Below are 16060 nucleotides of genomic sequence, written 5' to 3'. Positions count from 1 at the left end.
GCTCTGGTTGGAAAGTGTGCTGTGAACAGAATCAGGCTTGTCGGTCACTTCTGGCACGCATGTACCGCAAAAAAACTGCTTAAAACAGCGGTTTTCGCCGGCGACTGCTAGTGTTGTTCGATGCGCAGCGCTCGAGTTACGTACCGATGACCGAATATGTCGCAGCATCGCAAGCACTGGCCTTGCCGCACTGGTTAAGCTGCGCAACTGATGGACACCCGTAAAGACAGTGTTTGTGCGCTCGACAGTGGTTTTTGCAGATGCCCATTTCTTGGAAGGTGAATGTGACCTGAGTGTCTCGTCCAGCTTCACCCACCTGTCATCCTGTTTCCTCTGCCCGAGAATCAGGAACAGGGTGACGGATCGCCCCGAAAGGGGTTTGCACGCGACGCTTCCATCAATAACAAGCCCAAGCGGAGTACCACAGATGGCGTTCTTCACCGCAGCCAGCAAGGCCGACTTCCAGCACCAACTGCAAGCGGCACTGGCGCAGCACATCAGTGAACAGGCACTGCCACAAGTGGCGCTGTTCGCGGAACAATTTTTCGGCATCATTTCCCTGGATGAACTCACCCAGCGTCGGTTGTCTGACCTCGCCGGCTGCACCCTTTCTGCCTGGCGCCTGCTTGAGCGCTTTGACCACGCTCAACCGCAAGTGCGCGTGTACAACCCCGATTACGAACGTCACGGCTGGCAGTCGACCCACACCGCGGTCGAAGTGCTGCACCACGATCTGCCGTTTTTGGTGGACTCGGTACGCACCGAGCTGAACCGTCGCGGTTACAGCATTCACACGCTGCAAACCACCGTGTTGAGCGTGCGTCGCGGCAGCAAGAACGAGCTGCTGGAAATCCTGCCAAAAGGCACCCAGGGCGAAGACATCCAGCAAGAATCTCTGATGTACCTGGAGATCGACCGCTGTGCCAATACTGCTGAACTGAATGTACTGAGCAAGGAACTGGAACAGGTTCTCGGTGAAGTCCGCGTCGCGGTCGCCGATTTCGAGCCGATGAAAGCCAAGATCCAGGGTTTGCTCGAAGACCTCGACAACAGCCAGTACGCGGTGAATGTCGACGAAAAGGCCGAGATCAAGAGTTTTCTAGAGTGGCTGGTGGGTAACCACTTCACCTTCCTCGGCTACGAAGAATTCGTGGTGTGCGATGATCAGAATGGCGGTCATATCGAGTATGACCAGAACTCCTTCCTCGGTCTGACCAAACTGCTGCGCGCCGGCCTCACTGCCGATGACCTGCGTATCGAAGACTACGCCGTGAATTACCTGCGCGAACCGACCGTGCTGTCGTTCGCCAAGGCTGCACACCCAAGCCGTGTGCACCGTCCGGCTTACCCGGATTACGTGTCGATCCGCCAGATCGATGCCGATGGCAAAGTCATCAAGGAATGCCGCTTCATGGGCCTGTACACCTCTTCGGTGTATGGCGAGAGCGTGCGCGTGATTCCGTACATCCGCCGCAAGGTCGAGGAAATCGAAAGCCGCTCCGGCTTCCAGGCCAAGGCTCACCTGGGCAAGGAACTGGCTCAGGTACTCGAAGTACTGCCCCGTGACGATCTGTTCCAGACCCCGGTCGACGAGCTGTTCAGCACTGTGATGTCGATCGTGCAGATCCAGGAACGCAACAAGATCCGCGTGTTCCTGCGCAAAGACCCGTACGGCCGCTTCTGCTACTGCCTGGCCTACGTGCCGCGCGACATCTACTCCACTGAAGTGCGTCAGAAGATCCAGCAAGTGCTGATGGATCGCCTGAAAGCCTCCGATTGCGAGTTCTGGACCTTCTTCTCCGAGTCCGTGCTGGCCCGTGTGCAACTGATTCTGCGGGTCGATCCGAAGAACCGTCTCGACATCGATCCGTTGCTGCTGGAAAAAGAAGTGGTGCAGGCCTGCCGCAGCTGGCAGGACGACTACTCAAGTCTGGTGATCGAAAGCTTCGGTGAAGCCCACGGCACCAACGTGCTGTCCGACTTCCCTAAAGGTTTCCCGGCCGGCTACCGCGAGCGCTTCGCTGCGCACTCGGCCGTGGTCGACATGCAACACCTGCTGAGCCTGAGCGAAGCCAACCCGCTGGTCATGAGCTTCTACCAGCCGCTGTTGGGGCAAACCGCCGGTCAGCAACAGCTGCATTGCAAGCTGTATCACGCCGATACCCCACTGGCATTGTCCGATGTGCTGCCGATCCTGGAAAACCTCGGTCTGCGCGTGCTCGGCGAGTTCCCGTATCGCCTGCGTCACAGCACCGGTCGCGAGTTCTGGATCCATGACTTCGCGTTTACCGCAGCCGAAGGCCTGAACCTCGACATCCAGCAGCTCAACGACACGTTGCAGGACGCTTTCGTCCACATCGTTCGTGGCGATGCCGAGAACGACGGGTTCAACCGTCTGGTACTGACCGCCGGCCTGCCATGGCGCGACGTGGCGTTGCTGCGTGCTTACGCCCGTTACCTGAAGCAGATTCGCCTGGGCTTCGACCTTGGCTACATCGCCAGCACCCTGAACAACCACACCGATATCGCTCGCGAGTTGACCCGGTTGTTCAAGACCCGTTTCTACCTGGCCCGCAAGCTGACCAGCGAAGACCTCGACGACAAGCAGCTGCGTCTGGAACACGCAATCCTGGCCGCGCTGGACGACGTTCAAGTACTGAACGAAGACCGCATCCTGCGTCGCTACCTCGACCTGATCAAGGCCACGCTGCGGACCAACTTCTACCAGACCGACGCCAACGGTCAGAACAAGTCCTACTTCAGCTTCAAGTTCAATCCTCACCTGATTCCAGAACTGCCGAAACCGGTTCCGAAATTCGAAATCTTCGTTTATTCGCCACGGGTTGAAGGCGTGCACCTGCGCTTCGGCAACGTCGCGCGCGGCGGCCTGCGCTGGTCTGACCGTGAAGAAGACTACCGCACCGAAGTGCTGGGCCTGGTAAAAGCCCAGCAAGTGAAGAACTCGGTGATCGTGCCGGTTGGCGCCAAGGGCGGCTTCCTGCCACGACGCCTGCCATTGGGCGGCGGTCGCGACGAAATCGCAGCAGAAGGCATCGCCTGCTACCGCATCTTCATTTCCGGCCTGCTGGACATTACCGACAACCTGAAAGACGGCGGCCTGGTGCCTCCGGCTAACGTGGTTCGTCACGACGGCGATGACCCGTACCTGGTAGTGGCGGCGGACAAAGGCACTGCGACCTTCTCCGACATTGCCAACGGTATTGCCATCGACTACGGCTTCTGGCTCGGTGACGCGTTCGCCTCCGGCGGCTCGGCCGGTTATGACCACAAGAAAATGGGCATCACCGCCAAGGGCGCGTGGGTCGGCGTACAGCGCCACTTCCGTGAGCGCGGCATCAACGTTCAGGAAGACAGCATCACTGTAGTGGGCGTCGGCGACATGGCCGGTGATGTGTTCGGTAACGGCTTGCTGATGTCCGACAAGCTGCAACTGGTCGCAGCCTTCAACCACCTGCACATCTTCATCGATCCGAACCCTGCGCCTGCCAACAGCTTCGCTGAGCGTCAGCGTCTGTTCGACCTGCCGCGTTCGGCCTGGTCGGACTACGACACCAGCATCATGTCCGAAGGTGGCGGGATCTTCTCCCGTAGCGCAAAAAGCATCGCGATTTCCCCGCAGATGAAAGAGCGTTTTGACATCTCGGCCGACAAGCTGACCCCGACCGAGCTGCTGAATGCCTTGCTCAAGGCGCCGGTGGATCTACTGTGGAACGGCGGTATCGGCACTTACGTCAAAGCCAGCACCGAAAGCCACGCCGATGTCGGCGACAAGGCCAACGATGCACTGCGCGTGAACGGCAACGAACTGCGCTGCAAAGTCGTGGGCGAGGGCGGTAACCTCGGCATGACTCAACTGGGTCGTGTGGAATTCGGTCTCAATGGCGGCGGTTCCAACACCGACTTCATCGACAACGCCGGTGGTGTGGACTGCTCCGACCACGAAGTGAACATCAAGATCCTGCTGAACGAAGTGGTTCATGCCGGTGACATGACCGACAAGCAACGTAACCAGTTGCTGGCGAGCATGACCGATGAAGTCGGCAACCTGGTGCTCGGTAACAACTACAAGCAGACCCAGGCCCTGTCCCTGGCGGCCCGTCGTGCCTACGTGCGGATCGCCGAGTACAAACGCCTGATGAACGACCTTGAAGGCCGCGGCAAGCTGGATCGCGCCATCGAGTTCCTGCCGTCGGAAGAGCAACTCAACGAGCGCGTCGCGGCTGGCCATGGCCTGACCCGTGCCGAGCTGTCGGTGTTGATCTCCTACAGCAAGATCGACCTCAAGGAAGCGCTGCTCAACTCTCAGGTGCCGGATGACGCCTACCTGACGCGCGACATGGAAACTGCGTTCCCGCCGACCCTGGTCAGCAAGTTCGCCGAAGCCATGCGTCGTCACCGTCTGAAGCGCGAGATTGTCAGCACCCAGATCGCCAACGATCTGGTCAACCACATGGGCATCACCTTCGTTCAGCGCTTGAAAGAGTCCACCGGCATGAGCCCGGCGAACGTCGCTGGCGCTTACGTGATCGTGCGTGACATCTTCCACCTCCCGCACTGGTTCCGTCAGATCGAAGCCCTGGATCACCAGGTTTCGGCGGACGTACAACTGGAGCTGATGGATGAGCTGATGCGTCTGGGCCGTCGGGCTACCCGCTGGTTCCTGCGCAGCCGTCGCAACGAGCAGAACGCTGCTCGTGACGTCGCACACTTCGGTCCGCATCTGGCGGCGTTGGGCCTCAAGCTCGACGAATTGCTCGAAGGCCCGACCCGCGAAGGCTGGCAGACCCGCTATCAGGCCTACGTCGAAGCGGGCGTACCTGAGTTGCTGGCGCGCATGGTTGCAGGCACTACTCACCTGTACTCCTTGCTGCCGGTGATCGAAGCTTCGGACGTTACCGGTCAGAACCCTGCCGATGTAGCCAAGGCGTTCTTCGCTGTGGGCAGTGCGCTGGACATCACCTGGTACCTGCAACAGATCAGTGCTCTGCCGGTGGAAAACAACTGGCAGGCGCTGGCTCGTGAAGCCTTCCGTGATGACGTCGACTGGCAGCAACGGGCGATCACCATCTCGGTTCTGCAAATGGCCGATGCCCCGCAAGAGGTGGAAGCACGTCTGGCATTGTGGCTGGAACAGAACCACACCATGGTCGAGCGCTGGCGCGCCATGCTGGTGGACATCCGTGCCGCCAGCGGCACTGACTACGCCATGTACGCGGTGGCTAACCGCGAACTGCTTGACCTGGCGATGAGTGGTCAAACGGTGGTTGCTGCCACGCCGGACCTGGCGATGAGCGGTCAAAAGGTGGTTGCTGAGACTGCCTGATTGAGTGCTGAATGAAAAAACCCCGCATCGAAAGATGCGGGGTTTTTTTTATCCTCAGATTCTGTGTCGTCTGCGCTCGCGATGAAGCCCTGACAGACACCACACATTGATGTCCTTACTTCTTCAGCGGCGTCAACAACTCATCCTTGTCATCCATCAGCATGAACACCAACAACTTCGCCGGTTGGGTGGCGCTGGCATTGGCCGATACCAGGTGTTTGGAACCCGCCGCTTCGTACCAGGATTCGCCGGCCTTGTAGGTGATGGCTTTTTCGTCATTGACCTGGGAGGTGATCTCGCCTTCCAGCACATAAGCCATGGCCGAACCCTGGTGCATATGCGGCACCGTGGCCTGGCCCGGGGCGTACTCGACGGTGAGCATCAGGGCTTTTTTGCCCGGTGCGTTGGTCAGTTCATGTTCTTGCAGGAGGTTGCGTTTTTCCTTGCCATAGACCGGGTCATGAGCGAAGGCACTGAGGGAGGCCAGCATGGCCAAACCAGCGAAGATCGAGGTCGCGAGCTTAAGTGCTTTCATGAGGGTTCCTTTTGCGTGATTGGGGGTGTGATTCACCCTAAGCCCTGGCTGCGGACCGACCAATAGCCAATCCCGGGAAAGAACAAGAGGCCAATGGCTCAGTGATTGAAGTCCAGTCTGCAGGCCAGGTGATTGCCGATCAGCTCGATATAACCCTGCAGCGCCGGCAGTGTGAAGTGCGACTCCATGCATTCACGGGTCTGCCAATGGCCATTGACGGTCCACAAGCCTGGGGTGCTCGGGCACTCCTGCACCGCATAGTCGAGACAGCCCGGTACTTCACGCAGCGTGTCGGCAATCCGCGTCAGGTGCAGGCCAAGTTCATCCGAACGACCTTGAGCGGCCTGGATCTGGACGGTATTGATCGCGGTGCTGGACATGGCAGGTTCTCCGGGTGATGTGCGGGGGAGTTCGTGAGGAGAAGAGTAGGGCCGGACCCTTTCAACACAAATATCCAATCCGCAGGAAAACCACTGAGCCAATCAGGCGATCTGTTTGAGAATATCCCTGACCTTGTCCAGCGCCGGGTCGATGTCCAGTGTTTCGATCGCCCCGAAGCCGATGATCAATCCGCTTCTGATCGGTGTGTCGTGGAAGAAGCCGTCCAGGGGGTACAGCCCGACTTCGACTTTTTTCGCCAGTTCGACCAGCAACGGGATATCCACTTCCACCTTGCACAGCGCGGCCATGTGGAAGCCGGCAATCGATGGCACGACCTCGAACCAGGGCGAAAGATCACCGTGCAGACGGTTCAGTATTCGTTCCCGGCGCCCGGCATAGACCGTGTGGCACCGGCGGATATGCTTGAGCAGATAACCCTCGGAAATGAACTTGGCCAGCGCCCATTGCGGCAGAGTCGAGGTGTGGCAATCGGTCAGTTGCTTGGCCTTGACTACCGCGCTGTAGATCGCCGGCGGCAATACCGCATAACCGAGCCGCAACTCCGGCAGCATGGTTTTTGAAAAGGTTCCGACGTAGGCGACCAAGCCCCGGGTATCCATACTTTGCAGGGAGTCGGTGGGCCGGCCCTCATAGCGGAATTCGCTGTCGTAGTCGTCCTCGATCACGATCGCGCCCAGCACTCGGGCGCGTTCCAGCAGGGCTTCGCGACGTGCCGGGCTCATCGGCATGCCGAGGGGGAACTGGTGCGACGGGGTGACGTAAATCAGCCTTGCGCCGTCGGGAATCAATGCCACCTGGAGACCTTCGGCGTCCACCGGCACACCGACCACCGTCGCGCCCTGGGCGGTGAACAGCAGCCGCGCCGGGGTGTATCCGGGGTCTTCCATGGCTACGATGCTGCCCGGTTCGATGACGACCCGGGCGATCAGGTCCAGCGCCTGCTGGGCTCCGTTGCAGACCACGATGTCGTCGTCATGACAGGCCACGCCACGGGAGAACGCGACATGCCCGGCGATGGCACTGCGCAAGGCTGGCAGGCCTTCTGGCTGGCTGTAGAACCCCCCATAGATAGCGATTCGGCGTAGCGCATCCTGAGTGCAGCGTCGCCATTCTTCCTGGGGGAATTGATTGCGCGTCGTTGCGCCGCCGATGAACTCACAGCGCAAGGTGCCTTCCAGGGTTGGATGGCGCAAAGGCGCTGGCAGGTTCTGCCAGTTTTCCAGGCTGTGTGCGCAGGCCAGGTCCGCCGCGCTTTGCTTGCGCTCGGCCTTGGCAGCCCGAGCATTGACGAAGGTGCCGCGACCGATCTTGCCGATCAGGAAGTTTTCATAGGTCAGCAGCGCATAGGTGTCGGAGACCGTTTTGCGCGAAACGCCCAGTTGCTCGGCGAGCAATCGGCTGGGTGGCAGCTGTGCACCGGCGGCAATCCGGCCAGACTCGATGGCTCCCCGCAGTTGCTGGTACAGCTGCTCGGCCAGGTCCTTGCGGCCATTGATGACGACATGAAGTTCCATGGGGAGTCCTGAAGGCGATCGGTCGTGTGCAAGGTTACTCGTAACCCTGCGTTGCGTGTAGATAGCGGCGTTTGGGTGGTCTGCGTAAAAAAACGGCAATTGGGTATAGGGCCTTGGCGCCTCGGGTCTTAGGCTTTGACTGACCGAATGTCAGCCAAAGGTCACGTCCATGGAACCTCGTCTGGATTACTACACGGCTTCGCCGCAAGCCCTCAAGGGGATCCTCATGCTCGAGGCGGCGACCTTTGGCCTGTCTATTGAAAAACCCTTGCTGGAGCTGATCAAGATCCGCGTCTCGCAGCTCAATCAATGTTCGTTCTGCACCGACATGCACGCCATCGAGGCCCGCCGCCAGGGCGAGACCGAACGCAGGTTGTACGCGATCAGCGTCTGGCGTGATTCACCGTTCTTCAATGCACGAGAGAAAGCTGCGCTGGCCTGGAGCGAGTCGGTGACCATGCTGCCCACCTCCAATGTGCCGGATGAGCTGTATACGGCAGTGCGTTCCGAGTTCAGCGAGCGAGAGATGGTCGATTTGACCGTGGCGGTTGCCACCATCAATTGCTGGAATCGATTGGCGGTCGGGTTTCGGCAGCAGCCCAGTCATTGATGGCGACTGAACCGACGCCATCGCGAGCAATCGAGCGTCGACCGGCTGCTCCCACAGGTCATGCGCAAGACCTGTGGGAGCGTGGCTTGCCCGCGATCGGCTGCGAAGCAGTCGTAAACCCGACTGATGAGTTCTGCCTGAGGAAACGCGGTTGCTGATTTTAGGACCGCTTCGCGATCCAGCGCGAGCTTGCCCCCTCGCCACAAAGAGGATCAGCGCATTACACTCGGTGGTCACTCTACCTTTCCAAGGAAGAACCACCATGCCCAGCACCGACCCCATGATTGTCATCAAACGCTTCACCGAAGCCCATGTCGACGGCATCACCGCGCTCTACAACGACCCGGCGATCGCTCGCCAAGTGCTGCAGATGCCGTTTCAGACCACCGATCTGTGGCGCAAACGCCTCGAGCCAGACAACGAGCGGCAGATCCAATTGGTGGCCTTGCATCAAGGCACTGTGATTGGTAATTGCGGCCTGGAGCAGTTTTCACGCATCCGCCGCAGCCATAGCGGCAGCATCGGCATGGGTGTGGCGGTCGCCTGGCAGGGCCAGGGCGTTGGCTCAAAATTGCTGGCCGCGGTGCTGGACGTGGCCGACAACTGGATGAACCTGCAACGTGTGGAACTGACGGTGTACGCCGACAACGAAGCCGCCCATGGGCTGTACCGCAAGTTCGGCTTCGAGACCGAAGGTCTGTTGCGTGACTACGCGATTCGCGACGGCGGCCTGGTCGATGCATTGAGCATGGCGCGTCTGCGTCGCACGCGAACCGCCTCTTGAGTCAGTCGCCCAAGGCAAACGCCACGGCAGCCTGGGCATGCAACTCGGTGGTGTCCAGCAGCGGCAGCGAGCTGTGTTCCGGCTTGATCAGCAGACCGATTTCAGTGCAACCAAGGATAATCGCCTGAGCGCCGCGAGCGGCCAGGGATTCGATGATCCGTTGATAGGTTTCCCGCGAGCGGTCGCTGATCATCCCGACACACAGCTCGTCATAGATGATCCGGTGCACGGCGTCGCGCTCGGGGGCGTGTGGCACTAACACTGTCAGCCCTTGGGCTGCGAGACGATCCTTGAGGAAGTTCTGTTCCATGGTGAATGCGGTGCCGAGCAAACCGACAGTCATGGCGCCGGCATCCACTGCGGCCTGTCCTGCAGGGTCGGCAATGTGCAAAAAAGGTACCGATATCGCCGCCTGAATCTGCTCGGCCACCAAATGCATGGTGTTGGTACAGAGCACGACGCATTCGGCGCCACCGGCCTCCAGACGACGTGCCGCGTCCACCAGAATCAGCGCTGCGTCGTCCCAGCGTCCGGCATGTTGGGCCTGTTCGACAGGGCCGAAGTCGACGCTGTACATCAGCAACTTTGCAGAACGCAGCGGCCCCAGCCGGTCGCGCACTTGCTGGTTGATGATGCGGTAATACTCGGCGCTGGACTCCCAGCTCATGCCGCCGATCAGGCCGATGGTGCGCATGCTGTTCTCCTGTTGAGGGCAAAACGTTTTCGAAGAAAATGCCCCGCAGGGCAAAAACTGCCGTGGGCTGCTTACAGTGCCCGTGATTGCCGATCAATTCCATCTTCGGTTAATGCCCGAGCTGCCGGGCACTGGCTGACCAGGTTTTAGTCATACGCAGCTTGTCGGCATCTGCCATGATCAATACCTTGCAGTCATGCTTCACCCAAGGAACATCGCGATGGACGACGTAAAGCAACTGGGCGAGATGCTTCGCCACTACGCAGAAAGCGAAGCGCACAAAAAGCAGGTGTTCGAGACACAATCAGCCGATTGGGCGGTGCGCATCGGCGAACTGTTCAACCATATCGAACAGTGGCTTGAACCCGTGAAAAGTCCAAACCTGCTTGAGGTGAGCCGTGAAGCCTATGTCGCTTCAGGCCCGAGCGTTCCTGTCGAAACCTCACCCTTCAAAACCGAGAAACTGACGATCCTGATTGCCGGCAAACCCGTGGAGTTCGTGCCGGAAGTGATGGGTGCAGGTGGTTTGATCTCTGTTGCAGTGATGGGCCTGACCGCAGCGCGTTACGGCAGTGTCTCACTGGTATGCCAACCGCCGTCGACCGACTGGCAGTGGCGCAAGACCAACGGCCTGAAAGACCCGGATATCTTTGCCTTTGATGCGGATTTCCTGGCGCAGCAGTTGCAGAGCCTGATTCCGCGCGAGCGGGGTTAAGTCCCCCGAGGATCGTTCCCACGCTCTGCGTGGGAATGCCGCCCCGGACGCTCCGCGTCCGCTCTGGATGTGACGCGGAGCGTCACGGGATGCATTCCCACGCAGAGCGTGGGAACGATCATCAAACCTCCAAATTCCCCCACCCCGGCTTCACCTCTTCAGGCGCCACGGCCCTGACGGTCTTGCCCGTCGCCAATTCAACCCGTCGCGCCACTTGCGGGTCATCGGCAAAGGGAATCAAGCTCGCATCGTCGAGGCTCTCGGCCGTCTGATTCCTCAAGCAATACTCCACCGACAGATACAGACACACCACGCCCAGTACATCCAGTGCGATTTCGATCATCTCCAGCTCCTGGCCTCAGGCGAATTGCGCTTCACTGTGGGCCATTTTCAGGTCCGCGACCCGCACCGTGCGCCAGGTGTTGTAGGCCATCAGCAGCATGCCGCTGAGGAAGAACACGCCACCGGCAAAGCGCACCACAAACCCGGGATGGCTGGCCTGCAGGGTCTCGACGAAGGAGTAGGTGAGGGTGCCGTCGTCGTTGATCGCGCGCCACATCAGGCCTTGGGTGATGCCGTTGACCCACATCGACGCGATGTAGAGCACGGTGCCGATGGTTGCCAGCCAGAAGTGCAGGTTGATCAATGGGATGCTGTGCATCTGCTCGCGTCCGAAGACTTTCGGGATCATGTGATAAAGCGATCCGAAGGTGATCATCGCCACCCAACCGAGGGCGCCGGCATGCACATGGCCGATGGTCCAGTCGGTGTAGTGGGAGAGGGCATTGACGGTTTTGATCGCCATCATCGGCCCTTCAAAGGTCGACATGCCGTAGAACGCCAATGACAGCACCAGAAAGCGCAGGATCGGGTCGGTGCGCAATTTATGCCAGGCGCCGGAGAGGGTCATCATGCCGTTGATCATGCCGCCCCAGCTTGGAGCCAGCAGGATCAATGACATGGCCATGCCCAGCGACTGTGCCCAGTCCGGCAGTGCGGTGTAGTGCAAGTGGTGAGGGCCGGCCCAGATGTACAGGGTGATCAGCGCCCAGAAGTGCACGATGGACAAACGGTAGGAATACACTGGCCGTCCGGCCTGTTTCGGCACGAAGTAATACATCATTCCGAGGAAACCGGTGGTCAGGAAGAAGCCCACGGCGTTGTGCCCGTACCACCACTGGACCATGGCGTCAGTGGCGCCGGAGTAGACCGGGTAAGACTTGAACCAGCCCACCGGGATCGATAGGTGATTGACTACGTGCAGCATGGCGATTACTACAATGAACGCGCCGAAGAACAAGTTGCCGACGTAGATGTGCTTGGTCTTGCGCTGCACCACGGTGGTGAAGAACACAATCGCGTAGGCGACCCAGACCACCGTCATCCACACCGCGCCGGAGAATTCGATCTCGGCGTATTCCTTGGTGGTGGTATAGCCCAGCGGCAAGGTGATCAGCATGATCGTGACCACCGACTGCCAGCCCCAGAAAGTGAAGGCGGCGAGCTTGTCGGAATACAGCCGCACCTGGCAGGTGCGCTGTACCGCGTAATAACTGGCGGCAAATTGCGCGCTGCCGGCAAAACCGAAAATCACTAGGCTGGTGTGCAGCGGGCGCAAGCGGCCGAAGGTGGTCCACGGCAGGTCCAGATTCATTTGTGGCCAGACCAGTTGCGAGGCGATCCATACGCCCATTGCCATCCCGATAATGCCCCACACCACTGTTGCCACGACAAATTGGCGGACGACCTTGTAGTTATAGGCCTGTCCGATTGCTGCTGTGCTCATGGTCAATTCTTCCACGGTTGCAAAGTCTTGCCAGGCCACCCGGTCTGGCATGCCGTGAACTGTAGAAAGCATGGGTGAAACAAAACAGACTCAGAAAAACTTCATTAATACGGATCAGATAAAAGCGCATGCCAGTGGCGGTGTACTCAGCGCTGATATGGTTTTTTAGTGTTCACCTGAATCTGTAACGCACTGAGCTGCAGGTCCATAGTCGTTTTCTCCAGAACCAGCCGATAGAGCGCGGTCAGCCCTGATGATGAGGTAGCGACATGTATCACTATGACGACTATGACCGTGCCCTGGTCTTTGAGCGGGTCGCGCAGTTTCGCGATCAGGTGGAACGCTTTATGGGTGGCGAACTGAGCGAAGAAGAGTTTCTGCCGCTACGCCTGCAAAACGGTCTGTACATGCAAAAGCACGCCTACATGCTGCGGGTCGCGATTCCCTACGGCACCCTCGGTGCGCAACAAATGCGCACCTTGGCGAGTATCGCCCGGGATTACGATCGTGGTTACGGCCACTTCACCACCCGGCAGAACATGCAATTCAACTGGATTGAACTGGCCCAGGTGCCGGACATCCTCGAACGCCTGGCCCAGGTGGAAATGCACGCGATCCAGACGTCCGGCAACTGCGTGCGCAACATCACCACCGAAGCCTTTGCCGGGGTTGCCGCCGACGAGTTGCTGGACCCGCGCCCGCTGGCGGAGATCCTGCGGCAGTGGTCGACCATCAACCCGGAATTCCTCTTCCTGCCGCGTAAATTCAAGATCGCCATCTGCTCGGCCAAGCAGGACCGCGCGGCAATCATGATGCATGACATTGGTCTGTATCTTTATCGCGATGCCAACGACCAGATGCTGTTACGGGTGATCGTCGGGGGTGGTCTGGGGCGTACGCCAATTCTTGGTTTGCAGATTCGCGAGGGGTTGCCGTGGCAGCACCTGCTGTCCTATGTCGAGGCCGTGTTGCGGGTCTACAACCGTCATGGCCGACGCGATAACAAGTACAAGGCGCGGATCAAGATTCTGGTCAAAGCTCTGGGCATTGAAGCTTTTGCCAAGGAAGTGGAGGAGGAGTGGCAGCACCTCAAGGACGGCCCGGCGCAGTTGACTGACGTCGAATACAAGCGCGTAGCCAGTGCCTTTGTGCCGCCGGCCTATCGTACGCTTGCGGATACTGATCTGGATTTCGGTACCTGTCTGAGCGAAAACCCGGCCTTCGCCCGCTGGGTCTCGCGCAATGTGCAGCCGCACAAAGTGCCGGGCTACGCCAGCGTGGTGTTGTCGACCAAACCCGGCATCAGCTCACCACCGGGTGACGTCACCGCAGAGCAAATGGAAGCGGTCGCCGACTGGTCCGAGCAGTTCGGCTTTGGCGAAATTCGCATCGCCCATGAACAGAACATCGTGCTGCCGGATGTGCCCAAGGCCGATCTTTTTGCACTGTGGTGCCTGGCCTGTGAGCAGGGGCTGGGCTGCGCCAATGTCGGCTTGCTGACCGATATCATCGCCTGCCCCGGCGGCGACTTCTGTGCCCTGGCCAACGCCAAGTCGATCCCCATTGCTCAGGCCATTCAAGCGCGTTTCGACGATCTGGATTACCTGCACGATCTGGGGGATATCAGCCTCAACATCTCCGGTTGCATGAACGCTTGCGGTCACCACCACATCGGCAACATCGGCATCCTTGGCGTCGATAAAAACGGCAGCGAGTGGTACCAGATCACCCTCGGCGGCTCCCAGGGCAAGAACAGCGCCTTGGGTAAGGTGATCGGCCCGTCTTTCAGCGCTGCCGAGGTACCGGACGTCATCGAGCGGATCATCGCCACCTTCGCCCGGTACCGGGAAAGCGAAGAGCTATTTGTCGACACCTTGCAGCGCATTGGCCTGGAGCCGTTCAAGGAGCGAGTCTATCCGAAGGTTCTGGAGGTCTCGGAATGAACAATCTGCTGCGATTGCGAGAGGGTGTCGCCGAGTGGATGCGTGACGACTCCTGGCAGTTGGTTCGTGACGCGGCAGATGAATTGCCGACGGGACAGCTGATTCTGCCGCTGTCCCAGTGGCTTGCGCGCAGTGCCAAGGCTACGACACCGCGCGAAGGCGTCTGGCTCGGCCCTGACGACGAAGTGGAAAACCTGACCCCGTGGCTCACCAACCTGCCGCTGATTGCCCTGGATTTCCCGAGCTTTCGCGATGGTCGCGCCTACAGCCAGGCTTATCTGCTGCGGACCCGATTGGGCTGGAAGGGTGAGTTGCGCGCGATTGGCGATGTGCTGCGTGACCAGCTCAGCCATATGCGCCAATGCGGTTTCGATGCCTTTGCGGTGCGTGAAGACAAATCCGCCGAAGACGCGCTCAAGGGCCTGGCCGGGATGAGCGTGTTGTACGGCCGCTCGGTGATCGAGCCACGGCCGTTGTTTCGACGGCGTTGAGTGGCGCAGGAGCAAAGCGAAAAGATCGCAGCCTGCGGCAGCTCCTACGGGGAGTGTGTACACCAGAATGTTATCGATGGCTGGGCTGCGGACCTGAATCAGTCGTTTTTGAAGCTGAAGGCGATGTGAGGCAGATTGATTGTCTAGGCAATGATCGTTCCCACGTGGGAGCGCGGGAACGATCAATCTTGTCTATCCCCTGGGCTTCGACCGGTGTGTCGGAGGCAGCCGACGCCGCATGACTCTGCACAGTCTGAGCACCGACACCACAACTTGCGAAAAGCGCCATCAGGCTGAATCCAGCAGCGCGAAGTAAACCATTCATAGGAATTTCCTCATTTTCCGAAGGTGACATTCAGTCCGGCCAACAGCGTGAACTGCGGCTGGCCATTGCCGTTGCGTTCCACTGTCCATTGCGGTTCGATGAAGGCGTTGAGCACGTTGTCGCCGGACTTCCAGACCTTGCCGCCACCAAAACCAAGGGGGATGTAATGGGTGTCGTTTCTCAGGTCGAACGTCCAGATGGCGGTAGAGCGTAGATACCAACCCTTGGACAGGTTGTGAGTGATGAACGGCTGGAAGGTCGCCGTTTCAACATGCTGGCGATCGCTGTCGCCGGCAAACGAGCTTTGGTACTGCACCTGTGCACCGAGCAAGCCGCGGGGAGAGGAGTCGATGGCAATGGCCACCAGACCTGCCTGCCACTTGCCTGTCCCGAGTTCGTCCTGGTCGGCGAACGGAATGGTGATCTGCGGGCCGATGCCCAACTGCACGCCGTCGGTCTTGAGCAGGAAGATATCGAACAGGTTCAGATCACCTTCGCCAGTGGTGTAGCCCCCATGGGGATCGGGGCGCGTGCTGATCGGCGCAGTGGCCCGTATCAACTGTGGGGCAGGGACGAAATCATTAGGTGCAATCGGCAAGGTGCCGCGCACCAGCAGGTCGTTGGTGTGGGCGCTGGTGTCGTAGATTCTCGGGGTGTAGTAGTCCTGCAGGTCCATTCCGGGCGCGAAGTTCAGAGGGTTGTTGCTCTTGTTGGCCTCCTCAGCGTTGTCCGCAAGGACACAAAGCGCAGGCCACAATGTTGCGGCCAAGAGCATGGCGGGCATGTAGTATTTTATCGACATGATTCCCCGATTCCCTGGCTCAGTGGACGACTCGGCACTTCATGGCCGATTGATAAGGCTTTTCGCTCTAGCAAGCCTGTAGGACGCTTCAGATGAAATTAGCAGGGAACGGCGG

The 16060-nt window shown here is 59.4% G+C and carries 13 protein-coding genes; 6 read left to right on the top strand and 7 right to left on the bottom strand.

Annotated elements, in window-relative coordinates:
- Nucleotides 1-427 precede the first annotated feature (427 nt).
- Nucleotides 428-5344 carry an NAD-glutamate dehydrogenase gene (locus tag ACN1C3_RS19645; RefSeq protein WP_419117425.1) on the top strand — a complete coding sequence of 1639 codons (4917 nt, stop codon included), beginning with the start codon at nucleotides 428-430 and terminating at the stop codon, nucleotides 5342-5344.
- A gap of 115 nt (nucleotides 5345-5459) precedes the next feature.
- On the opposite strand, the gene ACN1C3_RS19640 is transcribed toward ACN1C3_RS19645, so the two are convergent.
- The 3 genes from ACN1C3_RS19640 to ACN1C3_RS19630 all read right to left on the bottom strand — a co-directional run bounded on the left by ACN1C3_RS19640 (nucleotide 5460) and on the right by ACN1C3_RS19630 (nucleotide 7795).
- Nucleotides 5460-5879 (bottom strand): cupin domain-containing protein, encoded by a 420-nt coding sequence (locus ACN1C3_RS19640; RefSeq protein WP_419117424.1) that lies wholly within the window; start codon nucleotides 5877-5879, stop codon nucleotides 5460-5462.
- 98 nt (nucleotides 5880-5977) lie between these two features.
- The gene (locus ACN1C3_RS19635; protein ID WP_419117423.1) at nucleotides 5978-6259 is read right to left on the bottom strand and encodes a putative quinol monooxygenase; all 282 of its coding nucleotides are present in this window, start codon (nucleotides 6257-6259) and stop codon (nucleotides 5978-5980) included.
- 102 nt (nucleotides 6260-6361) lie between these two features.
- Complete coding sequence (locus ACN1C3_RS19630) at nucleotides 6362-7795, bottom strand: PLP-dependent aminotransferase family protein (RefSeq protein WP_419117422.1); 1434 nt, start codon at nucleotides 7793-7795, stop codon at nucleotides 6362-6364.
- A 169-nt stretch (nucleotides 7796-7964) separates the two neighbouring features.
- Between ACN1C3_RS19630 and ACN1C3_RS19625 the strand changes: the two genes are divergently transcribed.
- Together ACN1C3_RS19625 and ACN1C3_RS19620 are read left to right on the top strand one after the other, a co-directional pair.
- A complete protein-coding gene (locus ACN1C3_RS19625) occupies nucleotides 7965-8405 on the top strand; it encodes a carboxymuconolactone decarboxylase family protein (protein ID WP_419117421.1) in 441 nt (146 codons plus the stop codon).
- Between the two features lie 262 nt (nucleotides 8406-8667).
- A complete protein-coding gene (locus ACN1C3_RS19620; RefSeq protein ID WP_419117420.1) occupies nucleotides 8668-9189 on the top strand; it encodes a GNAT family N-acetyltransferase in 522 nt (173 codons plus the stop codon).
- Nucleotide 9190: 1 nt separating this feature from the next.
- Here the strand turns inward: ACN1C3_RS19620 and ACN1C3_RS19615 are convergent, their stop codons facing one another.
- Nucleotides 9191-9883, bottom strand: a complete 693-nt coding sequence (locus ACN1C3_RS19615) for an aspartate/glutamate racemase family protein (protein WP_419117419.1) — start codon at nucleotides 9881-9883, stop codon at nucleotides 9191-9193.
- Nucleotides 9884-10103: 220 nt separating this feature from the next.
- Here ACN1C3_RS19615 and ACN1C3_RS19610 point away from each other — a divergent pair, with 220 nt between their 5' ends.
- Complete coding sequence (locus tag ACN1C3_RS19610) at nucleotides 10104-10598, top strand: hypothetical protein (protein ID WP_419117418.1); 495 nt, start codon at nucleotides 10104-10106, stop codon at nucleotides 10596-10598.
- Nucleotides 10599-10719: 121 nt separating this feature from the next.
- Here the strand turns inward: ACN1C3_RS19610 and ACN1C3_RS19605 are convergent, their stop codons facing one another.
- Both ACN1C3_RS19605 and ccoN read right to left on the bottom strand, forming a co-directional pair.
- Nucleotides 10720-10941, bottom strand: a complete 222-nt coding sequence (locus ACN1C3_RS19605) for a cbb3-type cytochrome c oxidase subunit 3 (RefSeq protein ID WP_419117417.1) — start codon at nucleotides 10939-10941, stop codon at nucleotides 10720-10722.
- Nucleotides 10942-10956: 15 nt separating this feature from the next.
- A complete protein-coding gene (gene ccoN, locus ACN1C3_RS19600) occupies nucleotides 10957-12384 on the bottom strand; it encodes a cytochrome-c oxidase, cbb3-type subunit I (protein WP_419117416.1) in 1428 nt (475 codons plus the stop codon).
- Nucleotides 12385-12653: 269 nt separating this feature from the next.
- Between ccoN and ACN1C3_RS19595 the strand changes: the two genes are divergently transcribed.
- Both ACN1C3_RS19595 and ACN1C3_RS19590 read left to right on the top strand, forming a co-directional pair.
- A complete protein-coding gene (locus ACN1C3_RS19595; protein WP_419117415.1) occupies nucleotides 12654-14327 on the top strand; it encodes a nitrite/sulfite reductase in 1674 nt (557 codons plus the stop codon).
- Nucleotides 14324-14818: a DUF934 domain-containing protein gene (locus ACN1C3_RS19590; RefSeq protein WP_419117414.1), complete on the top strand. Its 495-nt coding sequence runs from the start codon at nucleotides 14324-14326 to the stop codon at nucleotides 14816-14818. The genes ACN1C3_RS19595 and ACN1C3_RS19590 overlap by 4 nt, the downstream gene beginning before the upstream one ends.
- Before the next feature lie 335 nt (nucleotides 14819-15153).
- Here ACN1C3_RS19590 and ACN1C3_RS19585 read toward each other — a convergent pair whose 3' ends face one another.
- Nucleotides 15154-15945, bottom strand: a complete 792-nt coding sequence (locus tag ACN1C3_RS19585; protein WP_419117413.1) for a hypothetical protein — start codon at nucleotides 15943-15945, stop codon at nucleotides 15154-15156.
- Nucleotides 15946-16060 lie beyond the last annotated feature (115 nt).

The sequence above is a fragment of the Pseudomonas sp. H11T01 genome, assembly GCF_048515765.1.
GTDB lineage: Bacteria > Pseudomonadota > Gammaproteobacteria > Pseudomonadales > Pseudomonadaceae > Aquipseudomonas.
Note: the sequence above shows the minus strand (reverse complement) of the source record. Positions and strands in the feature narration are given on the sequence as shown.